Genomic DNA, 17890 nt, shown 5'->3' with positions numbered 1-17890 from the left:
TTATAACGTAGCAGCTTGCTGTTGATATGTTTTACGATAATTTGTTTTATTTGTTTGCAACAACTTTTTTACAGTATCCTCAAAAATAGTATTGGCATTGTAACAGGCAAATTCATTGGCCAGTCGTTTTACATTTTGAGGGTATAATGTATCGTTCATAACCTTTTCCACCGCTTTTTTTATTTGCATGGGCGAAGGTGTTTCTGTTTTTAAATTGATACCCAGTTTAAAGAAACCTACCCGGGCACAGATTTCATTTTTGTCTTCATGCACACCCGCAACAACCAGCGGCAGATGATGCTGAACAGATAACAGCGTACCACCGTAGCCGCCATTGGTAACATAGGCATTTGCAAAAGGCATCACATCTGCAAAAGGAATAAAATCTTCTATTATGATATTTTGACAAGCATACATTCTTTTAAGGGCAGCCGTATGTGCACCGCCGGTTGTTGCTATCACCAATGTATCCGAGTTTTTGAAGGCTTCCAGGGTAGGTATCAGAATTTTATTGATGTTCTTTTCAACCGTGCCCTGCGTTACCAAAATTATTTTGTTGTATACGGCGATGCGTTCATCAAACCAGGCAGCTTTGGCGCCGGAACTGTACGGCAGCAAAGGGCCGGTAAACTGTATATTCGAACTCATATCGCTACGGTTGTACTCAAAGCCAGGCGTGCCGCTTTGCAGCACCACATCGGCAGAACGATACAGGATATCAAAAATATTTCCTTCCGGAGCTTCTACACCGTAGCCTGCAATGATTTCCCTGAAAATGGCATTCACTTTTTTAAATACCAGGGCATTGGTAATGCTATGCAATACCCGGTGTTTGATTCTTCCTGCTACCGTATCAGCCGGAACCAATCCCATGCCGGCAGGCGGAAGGTTAGCAGAGGTCTCCATCAGCGGGATAATACCAGCCGCAATCACCGGTACATTGAATTGCGCTTTTATCAACGGAATACAAAACGACATAATATCCGCCACCACCAGGTCAAAATGAAAAGTGGTGTGAATGTCTTCGATGTCCTTTAAAATTGCCGGTACGGGTCTTATAAAGCAATGCTCAAGGTCAAATTTAAATTTTGCCAGCTGGCTATTGTGCTTCACCCGGTCAGTAAAAAATTGCTCAAAATTCAGTTGGTTCAGCTGTGGTGCATGTACACAGGGATAGTGCTGAATTTGCAATTTTGCAAGTTTCTCCTTATACAAATCCTGGGTGTACCACCTAACATCACAGCCAAGGCTTTGCAGGTGTTTTGCCAATCCCGTCAGCGGATTGAAATGCCCGTCGGCGGGCATGGTGATAAATAAAATTTTTGCGTTGATACGTTGCGTACCAGTTTGTTGTTGCATAAAAAATAGTTTTGAATGTTTGTTTATTTTGATTGAAGTGCAATAATAAAATGGAGTAAAATCATTTTAAATGGCAGCCTGCGTGGATTGGCAAATTCAGATGATGGACTGCTTGTTCTGTCGCCGGACTATTTTCTGCAGCCGAAAATGATAGTATACTACTATGACTGTACGTTTACAATTCATACAGCCTTTTCCTCAATTCATACATCAATTTCACATTTGGTGTATTGCTGAAAACAATTATTGCGTATATTTTTTAAATTACATCATGGCATTAAAACGGTACAGTAATAAAGAGCCACTGGTTTTTATCTGGGTGATGATACCCTACATCATCTTTCTTAATTTATTGGTGTTTGGCAGTTGTGTGTATCATTCTTTAAAATTGGTTGCCCAAAGCTTTTTATATACCGGCCTGTTTATGTTTGCCATCTATTTCTTCTTTGGTATAGTGGCCACGTTTATTCAAAGGCGGTTTCCATCGGCAGGCGAAATGTTTAAACGCATCGCCGCTATGCTGCCGGTATTTTACCTGCTGAACTGTATAGCTGTGTCAGTGCTTTTTTACCTGTACAACTGGTTGCAGCCGCTGGCTTGTAATCCAAGACCGGGCATGCTGGGCTGGTCTATATTGTACGCCTGCATCATGAGTACCATCATCACTTTTATAAACGAAGGCGTTGCCAACTGGGAAGCCTGGAAGGCATCGATTACAGAAACCGAGCAACTAAAAAATGTGTACCAGCGCAGCAGGGTATTGGGCTTGAAAGGGCAGATCAATCCACATTTTTTATTCAACTGTTTTAACACACTGTCGGGATTAATACAGGAGGATACAGAAAAGGCAGAACAATTTTTGGATGAGATGACGAAGGTGCACCGTTACCTGTTGCGCAGTGACGAAGAGTTGCTGGTATCGCTGGAAATGGAAATGAAATTTGCTGCGTCCTATTTATACCTGGCTAAAGAACGTTTTGGTGTCGCCATACAATACAGTATTGATATTAACAAGCAGTCGGTGCACAAGAAATTGCCACCATTGAGCATGCAGGTGATTTTGGAAAATATCATTTATACCAATGCGCTCAGCAAAAGCGATCCGTTATCTATCACCATCTCAGCTGACGGTGGAGATAGTTTAGCCATCGTTAATAGCATACACGAAAAGATAGTGCTTCAAAACTATGATATCGACGACGGGCTCGACAATTTAATCAACAAATACCAGATGCTGAATGCCGGGAATGTAACCATACAGGAGCAGGATAATAAACGAATACTGTTATTGCCATTGTTTGATGATAAAGCCGTACTGTTATGAAAATAGCAAAACCATCTAAAGTAAAATGGCAGGCCTATTGGTTTTCCATGGTCTTTATTTCTTTTGCCTTTACGTGGATTTTGTACGACGAAAGAATCTGGACAGACTGGAAAGTGTGGGCAGTCACAGTGCCGCTGATCCATGCTATTGGATATATCTCTTTTATGGGGCACATACAATACATTCACTGGCTGCAACAAAAATTTCCTTCCCTGGAGCTAACTGGTAAAAGAATTTTTTACAAGTTACTGGTAAATCTGTTGGTGATGACGCCATCTGTGTTGCTGATTTTTTATGTGTTCCAGGCGTTTCACATACTGGGTTATACCATCCGGGAAGACGATATCAGGTATGGCTACCTGGTTGGCCTGAGCACCAATTTAATTTTTGAAACTTTATTTGAAGTAATTTTTATAATTGATAAGTATAAGGAAAGCATTGCGGAAAAAGCTACACTGGAGCAATTGCAGTTACAGCAGGAGTTTGATGGGCTTAAACAAAAAGTAAACCCGCACTTTTTATTTAATTGTTTTAATACCTTGTCTTCTTTAATTTCAGAAGATAAGGATAAGGCAGAAACTTTTTTAGATGAGCTCAGCAAGGTTTACCGTTACCTGATCCGAAATAACGAAGATGGAATGAGTACGCTGGCCAATGAGATGAAATTCATAGAGAGTTATTTTAAATTACTAAAAACAAGGCATGGAGATGCCATCAGCCTGCACATGGAAGCAGATAAAAAATACTATCCTTACCTGTTGCCTTCCCTGAGCCTGCAACTGCTGGTAGAAAACGCAGTCAAACACAATTCTATTTCAAAAGCGCAGCCACTGTCCATTGAAATATTTACAACAGAAGGCAACCGCCTGGTAGTGAATAATAACCTGCAGCACCGTACCGTAAAAGCACCCGGCAACAAAATAGGGCTGGAAAATATAAAAGTGAAATACGATCTGCTGCATTTGCCCGGTTTTCAGATTATAGAAAATGAAAGAAATTTTACGGTCGTGATGCCCCTGCTATGGAACAACGCTACCAGCCAAAAAATAATAAATACAAAAAAATGATTTCAAACCATTAACTTTTTTATTATGAAAATATTAATTGTAGAAGACGAAGACCTGGCTGTAAAAAAATTACAAAAAACACTGGCCGCACTAGATGCAGGTGCGAACGTAGTGGGAGTAACAGACAGTATTAAAAATACGGTGGACTGGTTAACGACCAATCCGCAGCCTGATTTGATTTTGATGGATATCGAACTGGCCGACGGCCAAAGCTTCGAGGTTTTTAATTTAACCGATGTAAAAAGCCCGGTGATATTTACCACTTCCTATGATGAATATGCATTGAAAGCGTTCAAGGTCAACAGCGTGGATTATTTATTAAAGCCCATTCAGAAAGAAGAGCTGGAAGCAGCGCTGAATAAATTTAAAAAAATTAAGGGTACGTCCGATATCAATATCGACAGTATTGTAAAAGAGCTGCAGCAAAAATTGCAACCCAAAGAATACCGCAAGCGGTTTTTGGTAAAGTACGGTCAAAAGCTGGTATCGGTAGAAATTGATGAAATTGCCTATTTCTACAGCGATGGGCGCCTGAATTTTTTCAAAACAAACGATAACAAAAAGTTTGTGGTCGACTATACAATGGATGAACTGGAAGATATGCTTGACGCTGAAAAATACTTCCGCATCAGCCGCTCTTTTTATGTATCCATCAATAGCATTGATAAAATTGACGACTATTTTGGTAACCGTTTAATTCTTGGATTGAAACCCGCCGTCGATAAAGAAGCACTGGTAAGCCGGGAGAAAGTGACCGAGTTTAAAAAGTGGATGGGGAAGTAGACAACGCCGGTCGGTACCGAAGGTCAGACCGGGGTTGCCGGTTGGGAGTTAGTTTTACAAGCTGTCTTATCACACAGTAGGTTCCGTTCCATCGCAACCGGTCTGACCTTCGGTGCCGACCGGATGCGATAAGATATTCCAATCTCTTTTATCATAAATATGCTGCACCAGCTCCGGATCTATTTCATCATATGATTGGCGGATAAAATTATTTTTATTAAAACCAATTCTTTCTTCTGCCAGCAGTTGATTGCATAAGCTTCCTTTTCTAATACCTGCATAATCGATAAACGAGGAATAAGGCCAATCCTCCAGTCGTTTAACGAGCCCAGCCTTTACAGGATTCTGGTGGATGTAATGAAAGGCAATGGCATGATATTCACCCGTGCCTTCGGATGTTGATTTTGCTTTTGCTTTTTGTCTGAAAAGTGAACCGCTTCTATTGTATTTTTTATTGACGTATTGTGCGTAGCTGCTTTGTAGCAGGCGAAAGCCGTTTGACAATTCACAGGAATCGATATTGCCAATTCGTTTTACTTTGGCTGAATCATCTGTTGTGTAAAGCAAAAAATGAAAGTGATTTGGCATTAAGCAATAGGCTAGCACGCTGCAATGTGGCTGAACCACTCTCCTGAAAATTGTTAAAAATTGGATATAGTCTTCATCTGTATAAAATATGGTCTCCTGGTTGTTACCCTGGTTGTAGATGTGGTATATATCATCTGCAATTATTTTCATTGCTTTAATATACGGCGTTTGTTTTGGTTTTCATAGCCAATAATGGTCGGCACCGCAGGTCAGACCGTTATTGGCGGGAAGGTAAAGTCATGTTCCAATCTATAACATCGACGGATCCTTACGGTCTGACCTTCGGTACCGACCATAAGGAAAAGTCTTTTGAACGGGCAAGCTTCCTCAACTTAATTGATGTTCTGTAGTTATTTGATCTTGTTTACATACCTATTTTAATTCATACGGTCTGACCTTCGGTGCCGGCCGTAATAGGCTTACCGCAGCGGTACAGTCAGCACAATCAATGACTTCGTGGGACTCAATTTTGTTTGTAGTACACCTTTAACTTCTTCCAGCTTGGCGGCAAGCTCCTGCCGTTGTAAAATATTATTCAGCAGTTGCATATCCGACTGTGTACTGTTGAATTCAATCGTGTAGACCAGGTTGTTTTTCTCAACCCCGATGTGCAGATTGCATTCTGTAGCACCGGTACGGACTATATTGGTGCTGCCGCTTTTAATAAACCAGCAAATGTGCTGACGTAATTTCATATCCAGTTCCAGGGCTTCCACTTTTTTATCAATCAGTAAATTAATCTCCGAGTCATACCGGTTGCGCAGCGAATCAACATGCTCTTTAATGCGTTCAATGGTTTTTTGCATGCTGTCATTTTCCGGGCTGATACCCCACAGCATATCATCCATGGCCACCATCATCTGCTGACTTTTACCGTTAATCTGCTGAATAAATTCCTTTGATTTTTCAGGGTCTTTATCTGCTTTCAGTTTTGCCATTTCGCTTAAAATATTAATATTGCTGAGCGCTGTATTTACATCCTGGTACAGATTGTCTGCAATATCAGCCCGCATTTTTTGAATGGCTTCTTTTCGTTTCATCCTTTCTTTATCCAGCCAGAATAGCAATGCCACAATAAATAAAACTACCAGGCTGTAAAACCACCAGGTTTTCCAAAAAGGAGGAACGATTATTATTTTAAGCTGGGTAGCTGTTGCTGATTCTTTTCCTTCTTCATTCACTGTTTTTAACAGGAAGGTGTAGCTGCCCGGCGGTAAAAAGCTGTAGATGGCTTCATTATTTTTATCGGCTATTTTCCAGTCTTTATCCAGCCCGTCCATTTTATATTTTATAAGATAGGGACTGTTGTAAATAAGCGGCGAAAATTCAATGGCCAACGAATTTTCCTGGTAGCTCAATTCCAGGGCTTTTAAATTGTTCAGCGAATCAACAGAAACAGAACTGCCCATTATTTTGAAATCGGTTATCAGTACATCCGGGGTAGCCGGGGCTACATGAATTTTAGCCGGATCAAAGAGCACCATATCATTGGTAGTTCCAAACAGCAGGCGGCCGCCGGGAAGTACGGCAGAAGCAGATTGTATAAAATGCTCATTATCCAGGCCATCCCGGCGGGTAAATTTTACAAAAATCTGTTTTCGAATCTGGATTCGGTACAGGCCACTGGTACTCGTAAGCCACAGGTAGCCGTCTTTATCTTTCTCTACCGCAGTAATAAATCCGGATATCATTCCCGGCTGTCCTACAACGGACAGGCTTTGCGTTACTCTGTTATAAACCACCACACGGGTAGCTGTCGTTATAATGACAGTACTATCGTTGTAATCGAGGATAGAAGAGATGCCCCGTTCGGGCAGCCTTTTTTCCATCGCCGATGTATCACTGAAGCGCATTGTAATTTTATTGGTAGCGGGATCTAAAACATACACGCCGTTTTCGGGCGTTCCTACCCATATATAGCCTTTTGAATCAACTGTGATCTTATTTATCTGAACAGGAGGTACGGCATCAATGGCTTCGATACCGGCGTCAAAATTTTGCTTGCCTTTTGCTGGAGTCCACTTAAATACACCCAACTGATAAGTTCCCAACCACAGGTTGCGACTTTTATCTTCCGCTACCTGGCGAATGGTTTGGTTTTGTAAAAGGGGAGGATTGAAATATTTAAAAGACCGCTTTGCCTGGTCTATTAAATAAATGCCTGGTTGTGCAGACATCCAGATGCTGTTGCTGTCTGCCGAAGCGCACATGCTCCATATAAACGGATTGGCGATGCCAAGGCCCCTGATAGTAAGCGGCACCGGATTGAAGTTGGAATCGTATTCATACAATCCGTCACCCCAGGTACCGGCAAGTATGGTTCCCCACCTGGTTGCTATAAAAGAGAGCAGACTTCCTTTGCCGGCGGATGCAGTTGGATTGCTGAAATGTTTTATGCAGGTGAAAAATTCGGTAGCAGGATTGAAACGGTATAAACCATTGTTATCTGTGCCTGCCCAGATATTTTTTTCCCGGTCTTCAAATAAGCAATGCACCATTTCGTAAGCGATGCTTTGTTCATTGACATAACCATTGTATACCAGTTGAAATTGCTTTTCTGCCTCCAGAAAATTTGCGAGAACCAGCAAACCATTCACCCAAATAGTGCCATCTCGTTGCTGAAAAAATCCCTTGATCTCGTGATAGGTTTTTAAAGATCCACCAAGGGTTATGTCTTTTAAAAAGGGTTGATGCTTTGCAAGATCGTAGCATTGAATAAACGGTACTGTATTCCATGTAATGAACCATAAACGATTGCGATCGTCAAAAAAAAGATGGTTGTAAGAGCCACCCGCATACTGGTCAATCAAAGCATCATTTGCTTTGTTTGCACCCGGATAACTTAACTGGTCATTTTTTTGATCATAAAGTGCCAGGCCAGTTTTGGCTACGCTGAGCCAGTATTTTTGGGTGCCGGCTTGCTGGATAAAGTCAATGATATCCCAGTTTTGTTGCTGCTTAAAAAAGTTATGTATGTAAGAAAACTCAGTATTGGTTTCATTAAGGGTAATTACCTCACTGCCGCTCAGGAGATAAAAAAGGTGGCCATACTCGTCAGTTATCAACCGTTTCAATGAAGTATTTGGAGTAATGGCTTTTTTGAAATGTGTTGGTACGTTTCTGAATGTAAATTTCTTTCTGTCAAAGATGCCCACATTGCCATCAGACATTAATAACCATAAATTTTTCTTTTTATCAATCAATATTTGCCATACGGGGTTAGACGGAAGGCTGGTAGTATCATTTTCAATATGCCGGAAAGATTTATACCGGGTGCCATCAAACCGTTGCAGGCCGTCTGTGGTGCCTGTCCAGATATAACCTTCCTCATCCTGCAACACCGTATTTACCTGGTTGGATAAAAGTCCTGAGTTGGTGGTATAATGCGTAAATGAATACTGCTTCGGTGCTTGCGCAATGGCAAATGATGCAAACAGAAAAATGCTGATTACCAAAAATAACTTTACCAAAAGAGTTTGATTTTTTTAATAATCAAATGTAATAAACCTATGTAATAAAGCAAACCGGTTGGTGCAACAGAAATGACACCTGATACCGGCGTTTACGCAATTCATGCTGAGACTATTCGGTCGTGGTTGTTCTATCCACGTCTCCGGTCAATTTTGCAAGGCTGAAGTAATGGTTTTAGATTGGATTGATGTTTAATATCCTACTGCTGAACTCCGCCATTGAATTTCAGCAGTAGGATTTCATTTTGGTATCAACAGGAAATCGCCCCCGGCACTTTTCACCTGGATTGGCAAGCACTTTATTTTGTTGTCCGGATGATCATTTGATCTCAGCAATTTGCATGGGTGCTGGTACAATGTTTTTTACCGGCCTGGTTGATTTCAAAAATGCAAATACAGACTTTAAATCTTCGTCGGTCATGTTTCTGTAGTAATACCAAGGCATTGGCGGTAACAAGTCGCGGCTGCTTTCCAGTCCTTTGTATTTTCCTTTTCGCAAAGCGGTAATGAACTGCTCTTCTTTCCATGCGCCGATTCCTGTCTGGTCGCTAGAGATGTTAGCAGTAAAAGACACACCCCATGGTCCGGCTGCACTGGTAAGATCCGGCCCCATCAACGCCCATCCCTGCTTAATTACATTACCGTCTGGTCGTTGAATCGGGCGGGTGGATGGATAACCGGAAAATCTCAGTTCAGGAATAATTTCAGGGCCGTGAGCGCCCATCCTTTTTGGTGAATGGCAATCATCACAGCCGGCAACGTTGACCAGATATTCGCCGCGGGCAATTCTTTTGGCGGTATCGACAGCGGCTTTTTCAGGTAGGCCTGCAGAGTTGGAATTGGTGCAGCTGATAATGGCACCCGCGACAATGATTGAAGCGGAAATAAAAATTAAAATTGTGTTACGCATGGTAGCTTGTTTTTTAGTTTATGATGGAATTTTATTTTACGATGTTTAATAAAAGCGGGATAGAGGTATTAGAAAGTGTCTCAAATCGAAATAGCTGCCTGCATCTGCCGTCGCCTCTTTTTTTACTGCATTTGAATTGTAATTTTTGTATGTCCTGTCGCGGCCTGCAGCCATAATTATCAGAGTCACAGCGATCACAAATAAGACGGTATGCGGAAGATTATTTCTCATATATAACTTTATTGCTTTTGTATTTTGAATACAGGGTGCAAGATATTTTTGAAAGGCCGCCAACGCAATGCAGGTCTGCATGAGATGCTATAAAGGCTGCATGAATTGTTGAATATAGTGAGCATAAAAAATGCCGGCACTTGCCGGCATCAAAACCATGTACAGGATTTGTGTATTGGTTTTTCGTTTACGCTGTTATAGCTTCTTCTGTTTGCATCATTGCTGTAAACCTGCTTTTATTTTTACTCAGCCAGCGTTCGAAGGGCTGCATGGCAGGGTTTAAACCATAACTTTCAATCAGGTCGATTTGCCTTTGCGGTATGTATAAACGTTGTACTTCAAACATATTCGCAAGCTCTTCTGCACCGGCAAAGCCCAGGGCGGCATATTCATCTCTTGGGATGTAATGATAGTTCACTTTTTTCTCCAGTACGCGGCTCAGTGTGGCTGCATATTCGTAGCAGGTGTCATCTGCTCCCACCACACCTACGGTTCTGCCAATGTATTCAGCCGGGTGATTGAAAACGGCCGCCACTACAGGGCCCAGGTCTTCAATGCTTACCATAGCCAGTTTGGTATCGCCCTGTGGGAAGCCAAATGAGTAACCTCCGTCAGCTGATTTTTGCAATGGGAAAAAGGTGAAGAAATTCTCATAATAAAATGCTACCTGCATAAAAGTGGCCGGAATATTTTGCGTGTTGGTATACGCTTGCAGCGCCGCTTTTATATCGCAGTGCGGGGTAGGATATTGCCCGTTGCTTAATTTATTGTAGTCAGGCAACGTATGCAAAACAAAATGCTCAACGTTCATTTGTTTTACAGCCTCAATTAAGTTTTTACCTTGCTGGTATTCTTTCTCAAAATGCTCCCAGAAATTAGTTACACCAAAAACGCCATAGCAATTGTGCATTGCATTTTTGATGCTGTCAATATCATCCAAATCGCCGGTTACCACTTCTGCGCCCGCCTGTTGCAGTTCCAATGCTTTTTCAGATTGAGCGTTCCTGGTAAATACGCGAACGGTGAAATTGTTTTCTGCGAGCAATGCTTTTGCTACACTGCCACCCTGGGCACCGGTAGCGCCGGTTACTAAAATTGTTTTTTTCTGGTTCATTTTTTTTGTTTTGAATATGTGTAATTATTTTTTCTCTTCTGGTTTGGATAACAGGTAACGGGTCATAAAAATGCCTCCGGCGCCGGTATCGTTCTGGCTAAGCGTTAAAGAAGTTACATGGGCTATTTTCCAGCCGCTATTAGTGTATTCTTTCAACGTTTTTACTACTTCGTCTTCATTCTTCTTAATGTTTTTAAAATTGATGCCCACCAGGCTGAATAAATTTTCCATGTCGGTTTCCTTCTGCGATCCATCAGGGTTGGTGATGAGCATTCTTGATCTGCCCAGCCCGCCTGACAGTACAGATTCAATCGTAGTGATCTGCATAAATTGGGACGGTGGGTCCATTTTTATTTCCTGTGCTGGGGCGGCGTTTGACAGGCCGGCGATAAGGGCAAGCAGTAAAAAAAACTGTTTCATGTTGTTTAATTTTTAATATTGATTGATTATAGTCTTATAAATTCTACCCGGCGGTTCTGGACTTTTCCTTCTTTGGTTTTATTGTCGGCAACTGGCTGGGTTTCGCCTTTGCCATCTGTTTCAATAACGGCATCGTTCAGCTTAAAATCGTTTACCAGCATGTCTTTTACAGCTGCTGCTCGTTTTTTACTCAGCTCCATATTGGCCTTGTCGTCGCCATCACTGCTCGTGTGGCCAACCACTTTAATTTTAAGGGAAGGATTTTCTTTTAATACATCGGCAATCTCCTTTACAATGCCAAACGAGGTGGGTTGTATCACCGCCGAATTAAGGTCAAACAAAATGCCTGTGGTGGAGAATGTACCTTCTTCTATTAATTTATGTCTTGTGTCCGGTAAGCCGGTAGCTGCTTTGATATTGCCGATGTAAATGGCATACTGGTCTTCTTTGTAATTGGTAGCCCCGACTTTAAAAAATAACTGGTTCATTTTATAGGCTGTATCAAGCCCTTTGGGAACATCAAAAACTTTCGTTTCATTGATCCACATCCGGAAGCGTTGTTTCTGTACCTGTATTGCAACGTGAACCGGTTTGCCATAATAATTTTCCAGGTCGCTGTAGATTTTATCTTCGCTTTTAAAATATTTTTTGGCATCTGTAAATGATTCAAGACTTACCCTGCTGCTCTTGTATTCAGCAGGTGATATGGTAGCCACTACCGTCTCGTATTTATTATAGTCTTTAAGAAAAACATTGTCCGTGCCCGGCTCCCCGTTGGTAGCAAAAAAGCCGCTGGAGAAAGTAGGATACATCCAGCCATTATTTTTTAACTGCAGAATCAAATCAAACTCAGCGGTGTAATTTTCCGTGAGTTCTTTGGTATTGCTGGTAAGGTAAATAAATGGATTGTGCACCTGCAGCCATTTGCCGGAAAATTTTTCGAGGCTCACGACTTCGCCGCTGCCGCTGGTGTTCCAGTTAACGGGCAATTCACCAGTAGCTTCCTGTGCAAAATCTTCCGCGAATAAAACTTTTTCTCCCGGCACAAAATCATATTTGGAAATACTTTTTATGGTAGATTTTTCATCGCCAGCTGACGCAGGGCTTGCAGCCTCTGGTTGTGCAGCTATTTCTTTTCCTTCGGCTTTATCAAGTGTTTTATCAATCGCTTTATCCATTTTATTATCCACCCGTTGGTTTACCTTATCGCTTACTCTATTTTTTACTTTTCCCAAAAGCCCACCAAACTGAGCCTGCGCCAAAAACGGGATAATTGCGAGCAGTAAAAACGAAATTTTCTTCTTCATGATGTTGTGTTTTTTGTTTAACAGCACAAAACTATTATTGACCTGAGGTTGTTAAAAATGTAACGGTGATGAATTGAGGAGGTTGCAGGATGAATTGGTTGTATGAAAGAATTTACCGGGCAGATACCGGCGTTAGTCGTTAGCTGGCTGGCAGAAAAAAAGATCAGGTTAAATAATCGATGAAAAGTCGTTTTAAAAATTCAGCAGGTATGATCTGAATTGATACTGCCTTGCGAAATAAAAATGCAGTAATTTCACCGCATCAATTTGTAACTGATTTTGGCAGGGGAGTTGTGGGTGTGAAGAAATTAGCGCAAGAGAGTATTTAAAAAGTAGTAATTAAAATTGTAAGATTTGCCGGCACTTATTGAATAGGATTACTGTCTTGTAATCCTATTGGTTTATCAGGTAGCTGCTTCAGAAATAAAATAACCGCATCTAGAAAAAGAAAAATTAAAAGAATAAATCATTGACCATTATGCAATTTTCTGTTGTTATGCACCGTGTTGGGTTAGCAGCCTGTATACTGCTTGTTATTGCTTGTTTTTTACCATGGACTTATTATGCTGATCCGCATATTACAAACGAAGCACAGCGCACATTTACGGGATTTTTTACTTTTCAGAACCAGTATGGCAAACCTGGTAAATTACTGTCGTTTATTGCTATCATTGTATTTGGATTTATGCTGCTGCCAAAGTTATGGGCCAAACGTGCCAATCTTTTTATAGCCGCACTTGGCGTGGGCTATGCAATCAAAACATATATCCTCTTTACCTCTTGCTATAATGCTTACTGCCCCGAAAAAAAAGCCGGCATTTTTTTAATGATGGCTTGTGTTATACTATTGCTCTTGGCGTCCGCTTTTCCTAATGTTAAAATGGAGCAGGAGAAAAAAGATTAAGCTTTATTGGCTGTTTTAGACCAGGCATCTTTTAAAGTAACGGTTCTGTTGAATACCATTTTTTCGGGGGTAGATTCTTTATCCAGGCAGAAATAACCCTTTCTTAAAAACTGGTAACGGCTTTCAATAGTAGCATTCGCCAACGATCTTTCTACCCGGGCATCTGGTATAATGGTCAATGAATCTTCGTTGATGTATTCTTTAAAATCGCCTTCTTCAGTCGAGGGATTTTCTGCTTTAAACAGCCTTTCATACAAACGTACTTCGGCTGGCAATGCATGCTCAACACTCACCCAATGAATAGTTCCTTTTACACTAATGCCACTGGTATCATGACCGCTTTTTGTTTCGGGTAAATAAGAGCAATGTATTTCGTTTACTATGCCTTCAGCGTCTTTTGTAAAGCCATCACAACGTACAATGTAAGCGCTTTTTAACCGGACAGCAGCACCCGGTGCAAGCCTGAACCATTTCTTTGCTGCCACTTCCATAAAGTCTTCCCTTTCTACCCATAGCGTATTGCTGAAAGGAACTATCCTGGTTCCATATGCTTCGTCGGGTCCGTTTTCACTTACCAGTTCTTCTGTTTGCCCTTCGGGATAGTTGGTAATAACTAATTTTACGGGATCCAAAACACCCATCACCCTTAAGGCGGATTTATTCAAATCTTCCCGCAAGCAAAATTCCAGCAGGCTGAAGTCAATCATATTTTCTCTTTTCGCAACCCCAATTTTATCGCAAAAATTACGGATACTTTCTGCTGTAAATCCACGCCGGCGCATACCGCTGATGGTGGGCATACGCGGATCATCCCAGCCCTGTACGTGGCCTTCTGTCACCAGTTGCAATAACTTGCGTTTGCTCATTACTGTATAGGTCATGTTAAGCCGGGCAAATTCATATTGTTTGGATGGAAAGATGTCCAGCTTTTCAATCAGCCAGTCATACAATTCCCTGTGAGGGATAAACTCCAGTGTACAAATACTGTGGGTGATATTTTCAATGCTGTCGCTCTGCCCATGTGCAAAATCATACATCGGGTAAATGCACCAGGCATCGCCGGTGCGGTGATGGTGAGCATGTTTGATGCGATACAACAAAGGGTCACGCATATGCATGTTGGGGGCCGACATATCGATTTTAGCCCGCAATACTTTTTCGCCATCGGTATATTTCCCCGCCCGCATATCAGCGAATAGTTGCAGGTTTTCTTCAACGGTCCTGGTGCGGTGCGGACTATCCATACCGGGTACGGTAGGCGTGCCTTTTAAAGTGGCTATTTCTTCGGCTGATAGATCATCCACATAAGCCAACTCTTTTTTTATCAGGTCAACTGCAAACAAATACAGCTGCTCAAAATAGTCAGAGGCATACAATTCATTCGCCCAGCTAAAGCCCAGCCATTGTACATCTTCTTTTATACTGTCTACATATTCTACTTCTTCTTTTGTGGGATTGGTATCGTCAAAACGCAGGTTGGTTTTGCCGCCATATTTAAGCCCCAGGCCAAAGTTGAGGCAAATGCTTTTTGCATGGCCAATGTGGAGGTAACCGTTGGGTTCTGGTGGAAAACGGGTAAGAATGGTTTGGTATTTTCCGCTTGCTAAATCCGCTTCAACAATTTCTTCTATAAAATTCAGGCTCTTTTCTTCAGACATCTGTGTATACTTTGTTGCGCAAATTTAAGGTATGATGGCTTATAATGTTTGTTTGATGTTATTTTGATCGGATGACAGCAAAGCATCGCATCAAATCAAGTTCAATTGAGCTTTAACATAAACGATGCAGATTGTGTCTTACACAGACTTTATATCATTCAATTTCATGGCATCCAGCATCTGAATAATTTTATCCAGCTTTTGTACTTCTATTTCATTCAAACGAATCTGCAACGTTTCAATTTCTTTTTTTGCATCGATATTGGTTTGATAGTCTTCCTGCGCCTGTATCCTGTCACGCTTGCTTTGCCTGTTTTGCGACATCATAATAATGGGTGCAGCATACGCAGCCTGTGTACTGAAAATAAGGTTCAGTAAAATAAAAGGATATACATCCCAGTGAAATACGAAGCCGGTGATATTGAGGCCCATCCAGATTATCACAAAAACAGTTTGGATAATGATAAAGCGCCAGGAGCCCATGCCATTGGCAACATTGTCGGAAAGGCGGTCGCCAAAAGAAAGCGAGTTTTCATGTTTTTCGTGCCAGGTAAAACTTTTCATTGTGTACTATTTAGAGATTGTTTGGGTAAATAAAAAAGCCACGTATATGCTAACTATACATGGCTTTTAATGATGTGAAAAGTTATCGTGCAGTTATCAGGCGGCCGCTCTTCCCATCCTGCGTAAGTAGGCAGCGTGCGAGGCAATGGCCTGGCGCATTTTTGGAAATTCAACGTACTTGATACCGTAATCGGAACAGGTTTGTTTAATGATTTTGCTGATGGCGGGGTAGTGTACATGGCTCACTTTCGGAAACAGGTGATGCTCTATCTGAAAGTTCAGTCCGCCAACCAGCCAGGAAAGCAATTTATTTTTAGTAGCAAAATTAGCCGTTGTTTGTACCTGGTGGATGGCCCATTCATTTTCAATTTTATTGCTGTCGGCCTCAGGCATCGGGAACTGGGTTTCTTCCACAGTATGTGCCAGCTGAAAGACAATGCTGATAACAAAACCCGTTACCATACTGGCAATTAAAAAGCCAACCAGCCAGGTAGTGAAGCCAACCATGTAAATAGGCAAGGCCATAAACAAAACAGCGTACACTACTTTGGCAGCCCAAAAGGCAATGTGCTCTTTTACGGTTAATTTTTTAATAGGAACAGTACCGATTCTTTTCTTAAAATATTTCTGATAATCAGTTAAAAAGATCCAGATCAGGTGCAACAGGGTGTACAAAAACCAAACATAATAATGCTGAAAACGGTGCATTTTATATAGCTTTTGCGTAGTGCACATGCGCAGGTAAGGCTTAATTTCAATATCATCATCAATACCATCAATATTGGTATAAGTATGATGAATGATATTGTGTTTCTGCGCCCACATAATGCTGCTGGCACCTAAAAAATTTACGGATACCGCAGCCAGTCTGTTTACACTTTTGTTTTTACTGAAACTGCCGTGGCCACCATCGTGCATTACATTAAAGCCGATTGCAGCGGTAAAGCAACCCAGCAATACACATTCAATAATGGCAACCCAAGCTACCGGCGTAAAATATACAAGGTGAACATAGAGTGCGACATAAGCAATACAGAAAAAGATAGCCTTGAAAAACAGCTTGATATTTCCGGTGGAAGGTTTCTTTACATCAGCAAAATACTGACTTACCCGGGCTTTTAATTCCTGGTGAAAAGTAGAAGAGTTGTTGATGAATTTTGGCGTGGCCATAATATATTAATTTAAAGCTGCAAAAGTACATTTTAATCCTGTACAACCGGCCTTTAGTTTATACCCAAATCAGGTATTTACCTTAATAAATGCGTTGAAATTGTTAAAACCGATCATTTTTTTGCTAATATAGCCCTCAGCGTATTTTACGCCAATCATTTTGCCATACATCTTTGCCCTGTAAATCACGCTATCCAAAAAATCAGGCGTAGAAATATAAGTTTGCGGTTCGTCTAAATCGGGGTTGACAAACTGGGTGCCGTAGGCTTGAATAGAAGCAATTTTTTGCTCCATCACGTCAGAAATATCAATCACAAAATTGGGATGCAGGTACCTGTCCTGTACATAATTAAATACGTAGGAGGGGCGCCAGATTTCCTGTAGCCGGCCATCTTCCATTGTTTCAATTTTGCGCAACCCAGCTAAAAAAACAGCATCTTCCAGCAGTTGAGCAGCCCGGCCATGGTCCGGATGGCGGTCTTCCGGCGCATTGCAAATAATAATTTCGGGTTGGTATTTTCGAATCGCCTGTATAACAGGCAGCTGATGGGCTTCATCATTCCTGAAAAAGCCATCGGGCAGCGCCAGGTTTTCCCTTACGTCCAGTTGTAGTATGGCTGCCGCAGCCGCAGCCTCTTTTGCTCTAAGTTCGGCGCTGCCCCTGGTACCCAGTTCGCCCCGGGTAAGATCTATAACACCCACTTTTTTCCCTTGTAATTTTTCAACAATCAAAGTGCCTGCGCAACTCAGTTCAACATCATCCGGGTGGGCGCCAAAAGCAAGTATATCTAGTTTCATCTGCTGATTTTAAATGTAAAAAAAGAAATGCAAAAGTAAGGTGAACAGGCGAAAAATAAATAATGCGGGCGCAGAGAGACATGCCAGGAGGATTCCGTATTTGGGCAGTATGAGCGAACGGCTTTTTTTAAGCAAAACAGGATAGGGGCATGCCAACAACTCAATTAAACTATTAAGGGCATTTCATCAGGCTTCAGGAAAGGCGTATGGAAGATAAATTCTA

At 41.6% G+C, this 17890-nt stretch carries 15 protein-coding genes; 4 read left to right on the top strand and 11 right to left on the bottom strand.

Annotation, left to right across the window (positions count from 1 at the left end; translation table 11 throughout):
• Positions 1-1359 (bottom strand): glycosyltransferase, encoded by a 1359-nt coding sequence (locus tag JWR61_RS17600; protein WP_301929056.1) that lies wholly within the window; start codon positions 1357-1359, stop codon positions 1-3.
• Between the two features lie 271 nt (positions 1360-1630).
• Between JWR61_RS17600 and JWR61_RS17595 the strand changes: the two genes are divergently transcribed.
• The 3 genes from JWR61_RS17595 to JWR61_RS17585 are packed head-to-tail and all read left to right on the top strand — an operon-like array spanning position 1631 to position 4533.
• Entirely contained in the window at positions 1631-2683 is a 1053-nt protein-coding gene (locus tag JWR61_RS17595; protein ID WP_301929055.1) for a sensor histidine kinase, read from the top strand.
• A complete protein-coding gene (locus tag JWR61_RS17590) occupies positions 2680-3750 on the top strand; it encodes a sensor histidine kinase (RefSeq protein ID WP_301929054.1) in 1071 nt (356 codons plus the stop codon). The genes JWR61_RS17595 and JWR61_RS17590 overlap by 4 nt, the downstream gene beginning before the upstream one ends.
• A gap of 24 nt (positions 3751-3774) precedes the next feature.
• Complete coding sequence (locus JWR61_RS17585) at positions 3775-4533, top strand: LytTR family DNA-binding domain-containing protein (RefSeq protein ID WP_301929053.1); 759 nt, start codon at positions 3775-3777, stop codon at positions 4531-4533.
• Between the two features lie 69 nt (positions 4534-4602).
• Here the strand turns inward: JWR61_RS17585 and JWR61_RS17580 are convergent, their stop codons facing one another.
• The 6 genes from JWR61_RS17580 to JWR61_RS17555 all read right to left on the bottom strand — a co-directional run bounded on the left by JWR61_RS17580 (position 4603) and on the right by JWR61_RS17555 (position 12573).
• A complete protein-coding gene (locus tag JWR61_RS17580) occupies positions 4603-5271 on the bottom strand; it encodes a transposase (RefSeq protein WP_301929052.1) in 669 nt (222 codons plus the stop codon).
• Positions 5272-5540: 269 nt separating this feature from the next.
• Positions 5541-8591, bottom strand: a complete 3051-nt coding sequence (locus tag JWR61_RS17575) for a two-component regulator propeller domain-containing protein (protein WP_301929051.1) — start codon at positions 8589-8591, stop codon at positions 5541-5543.
• Positions 8592-8910: 319 nt separating this feature from the next.
• Positions 8911-9501: a c-type cytochrome gene (locus JWR61_RS17570; protein ID WP_301929050.1), complete on the bottom strand. Its 591-nt coding sequence runs from the start codon at positions 9499-9501 to the stop codon at positions 8911-8913.
• Between the two features lie 418 nt (positions 9502-9919).
• Positions 9920-10846, bottom strand: coding sequence for an NmrA/HSCARG family protein (locus JWR61_RS17565; protein ID WP_301929049.1), 927 nt, complete (start codon positions 10844-10846; stop codon positions 9920-9922).
• A gap of 24 nt (positions 10847-10870) precedes the next feature.
• Complete coding sequence (locus tag JWR61_RS17560) at positions 10871-11266, bottom strand: hypothetical protein (protein ID WP_301929048.1); 396 nt, start codon at positions 11264-11266, stop codon at positions 10871-10873.
• 26 nt (positions 11267-11292) lie between these two features.
• Entirely contained in the window at positions 11293-12573 is a 1281-nt protein-coding gene (locus JWR61_RS17555; RefSeq protein ID WP_301929047.1) for an OmpA family protein, read from the bottom strand.
• Positions 12574-13051: 478 nt separating this feature from the next.
• Here JWR61_RS17555 and JWR61_RS17550 point away from each other — a divergent pair, with 478 nt between their 5' ends.
• Positions 13052-13477, top strand: a complete 426-nt coding sequence (locus tag JWR61_RS17550; protein WP_301929046.1) for a hypothetical protein — start codon at positions 13052-13054, stop codon at positions 13475-13477.
• On the opposite strand, the gene JWR61_RS17545 is transcribed toward JWR61_RS17550, so the two are convergent.
• The 4 genes from JWR61_RS17545 to bshB1 all read right to left on the bottom strand — a co-directional run bounded on the left by JWR61_RS17545 (position 13474) and on the right by bshB1 (position 17667).
• Positions 13474-15135 carry a glutamine--tRNA ligase/YqeY domain fusion protein gene (locus JWR61_RS17545; RefSeq protein ID WP_301929045.1) on the bottom strand — a complete coding sequence of 554 codons (1662 nt, stop codon included), beginning with the start codon at positions 15133-15135 and terminating at the stop codon, positions 13474-13476. The two genes, JWR61_RS17550 and JWR61_RS17545, sit on opposite strands and share 4 nt — an antisense overlap.
• A gap of 138 nt (positions 15136-15273) precedes the next feature.
• The gene (locus tag JWR61_RS17540; protein ID WP_301929044.1) at positions 15274-15699 is read right to left on the bottom strand and encodes a DUF1003 domain-containing protein; all 426 of its coding nucleotides are present in this window, start codon (positions 15697-15699) and stop codon (positions 15274-15276) included.
• Between the two features lie 96 nt (positions 15700-15795).
• Positions 15796-16869 carry an acyl-CoA desaturase gene (locus JWR61_RS17535; RefSeq protein WP_290338222.1) on the bottom strand — a complete coding sequence of 358 codons (1074 nt, stop codon included), beginning with the start codon at positions 16867-16869 and terminating at the stop codon, positions 15796-15798.
• A 69-nt stretch (positions 16870-16938) separates the two neighbouring features.
• On the bottom strand, positions 16939-17667 hold the full coding sequence (gene bshB1, locus JWR61_RS17530; protein ID WP_301929043.1) for a bacillithiol biosynthesis deacetylase BshB1: 729 nt from the start codon (positions 17665-17667) through the stop codon (positions 16939-16941).
• Between the last annotated feature and the right edge of the window lie 223 nt (positions 17668-17890).

The sequence above is a fragment of the Ferruginibacter sp. genome (assembly GCF_028288465.1).
Taxonomy (GTDB): Bacteria; Bacteroidota; Bacteroidia; order Chitinophagales; family Chitinophagaceae; genus Ferruginibacter.
This window is presented reverse-complemented; position numbering and strand designations above follow the sequence as displayed.

Coding starts and splice junctions, on each gene's coding strand:
- JWR61_RS17600 (WP_301929056.1), bottom strand. CDS start 1,359: ATGCAACAACAAACTGGTACGCAACGTATCAACGCAAAAATTTTATTT.
- JWR61_RS17595 (WP_301929055.1), top strand. CDS start 1,631: ATGGCATTAAAACGGTACAGTAATAAAGAGCCACTGGTTTTTATCTGG.
- JWR61_RS17590 (WP_301929054.1), top strand. CDS start 2,680: ATGAAAATAGCAAAACCATCTAAAGTAAAATGGCAGGCCTATTGGTTT.
- JWR61_RS17585 (WP_301929053.1), top strand. CDS start 3,775: ATGAAAATATTAATTGTAGAAGACGAAGACCTGGCTGTAAAAAAATTA.
- JWR61_RS17580 (WP_301929052.1), bottom strand. CDS start 5,271: ATGAAAATAATTGCAGATGATATATACCACATCTACAACCAGGGTAAC.
- JWR61_RS17570 (WP_301929050.1), bottom strand. CDS start 9,501: ATGCGTAACACAATTTTAATTTTTATTTCCGCTTCAATCATTGTCGCG.
- JWR61_RS17565 (WP_301929049.1), bottom strand. CDS start 10,846: ATGAACCAGAAAAAAACAATTTTAGTAACCGGCGCTACCGGTGCCCAG.
- JWR61_RS17560 (WP_301929048.1), bottom strand. CDS start 11,266: ATGAAACAGTTTTTTTTACTGCTTGCCCTTATCGCCGGCCTGTCAAAC.
- JWR61_RS17555 (WP_301929047.1), bottom strand. CDS start 12,573: ATGAAGAAGAAAATTTCGTTTTTACTGCTCGCAATTATCCCGTTTTTG.
- JWR61_RS17550 (WP_301929046.1), top strand. CDS start 13,052: ATGCAATTTTCTGTTGTTATGCACCGTGTTGGGTTAGCAGCCTGTATA.
- JWR61_RS17545 (WP_301929045.1), bottom strand. CDS start 15,135: ATGTCTGAAGAAAAGAGCCTGAATTTTATAGAAGAAATTGTTGAAGCG.
- JWR61_RS17540 (WP_301929044.1), bottom strand. CDS start 15,699: ATGAAAAGTTTTACCTGGCACGAAAAACATGAAAACTCGCTTTCTTTT.
- JWR61_RS17535 (WP_290338222.1), bottom strand. CDS start 16,869: ATGGCCACGCCAAAATTCATCAACAACTCTTCTACTTTTCACCAGGAA.
- bshB1 (WP_301929043.1), bottom strand. CDS start 17,667: ATGAAACTAGATATACTTGCTTTTGGCGCCCACCCGGATGATGTTGAA.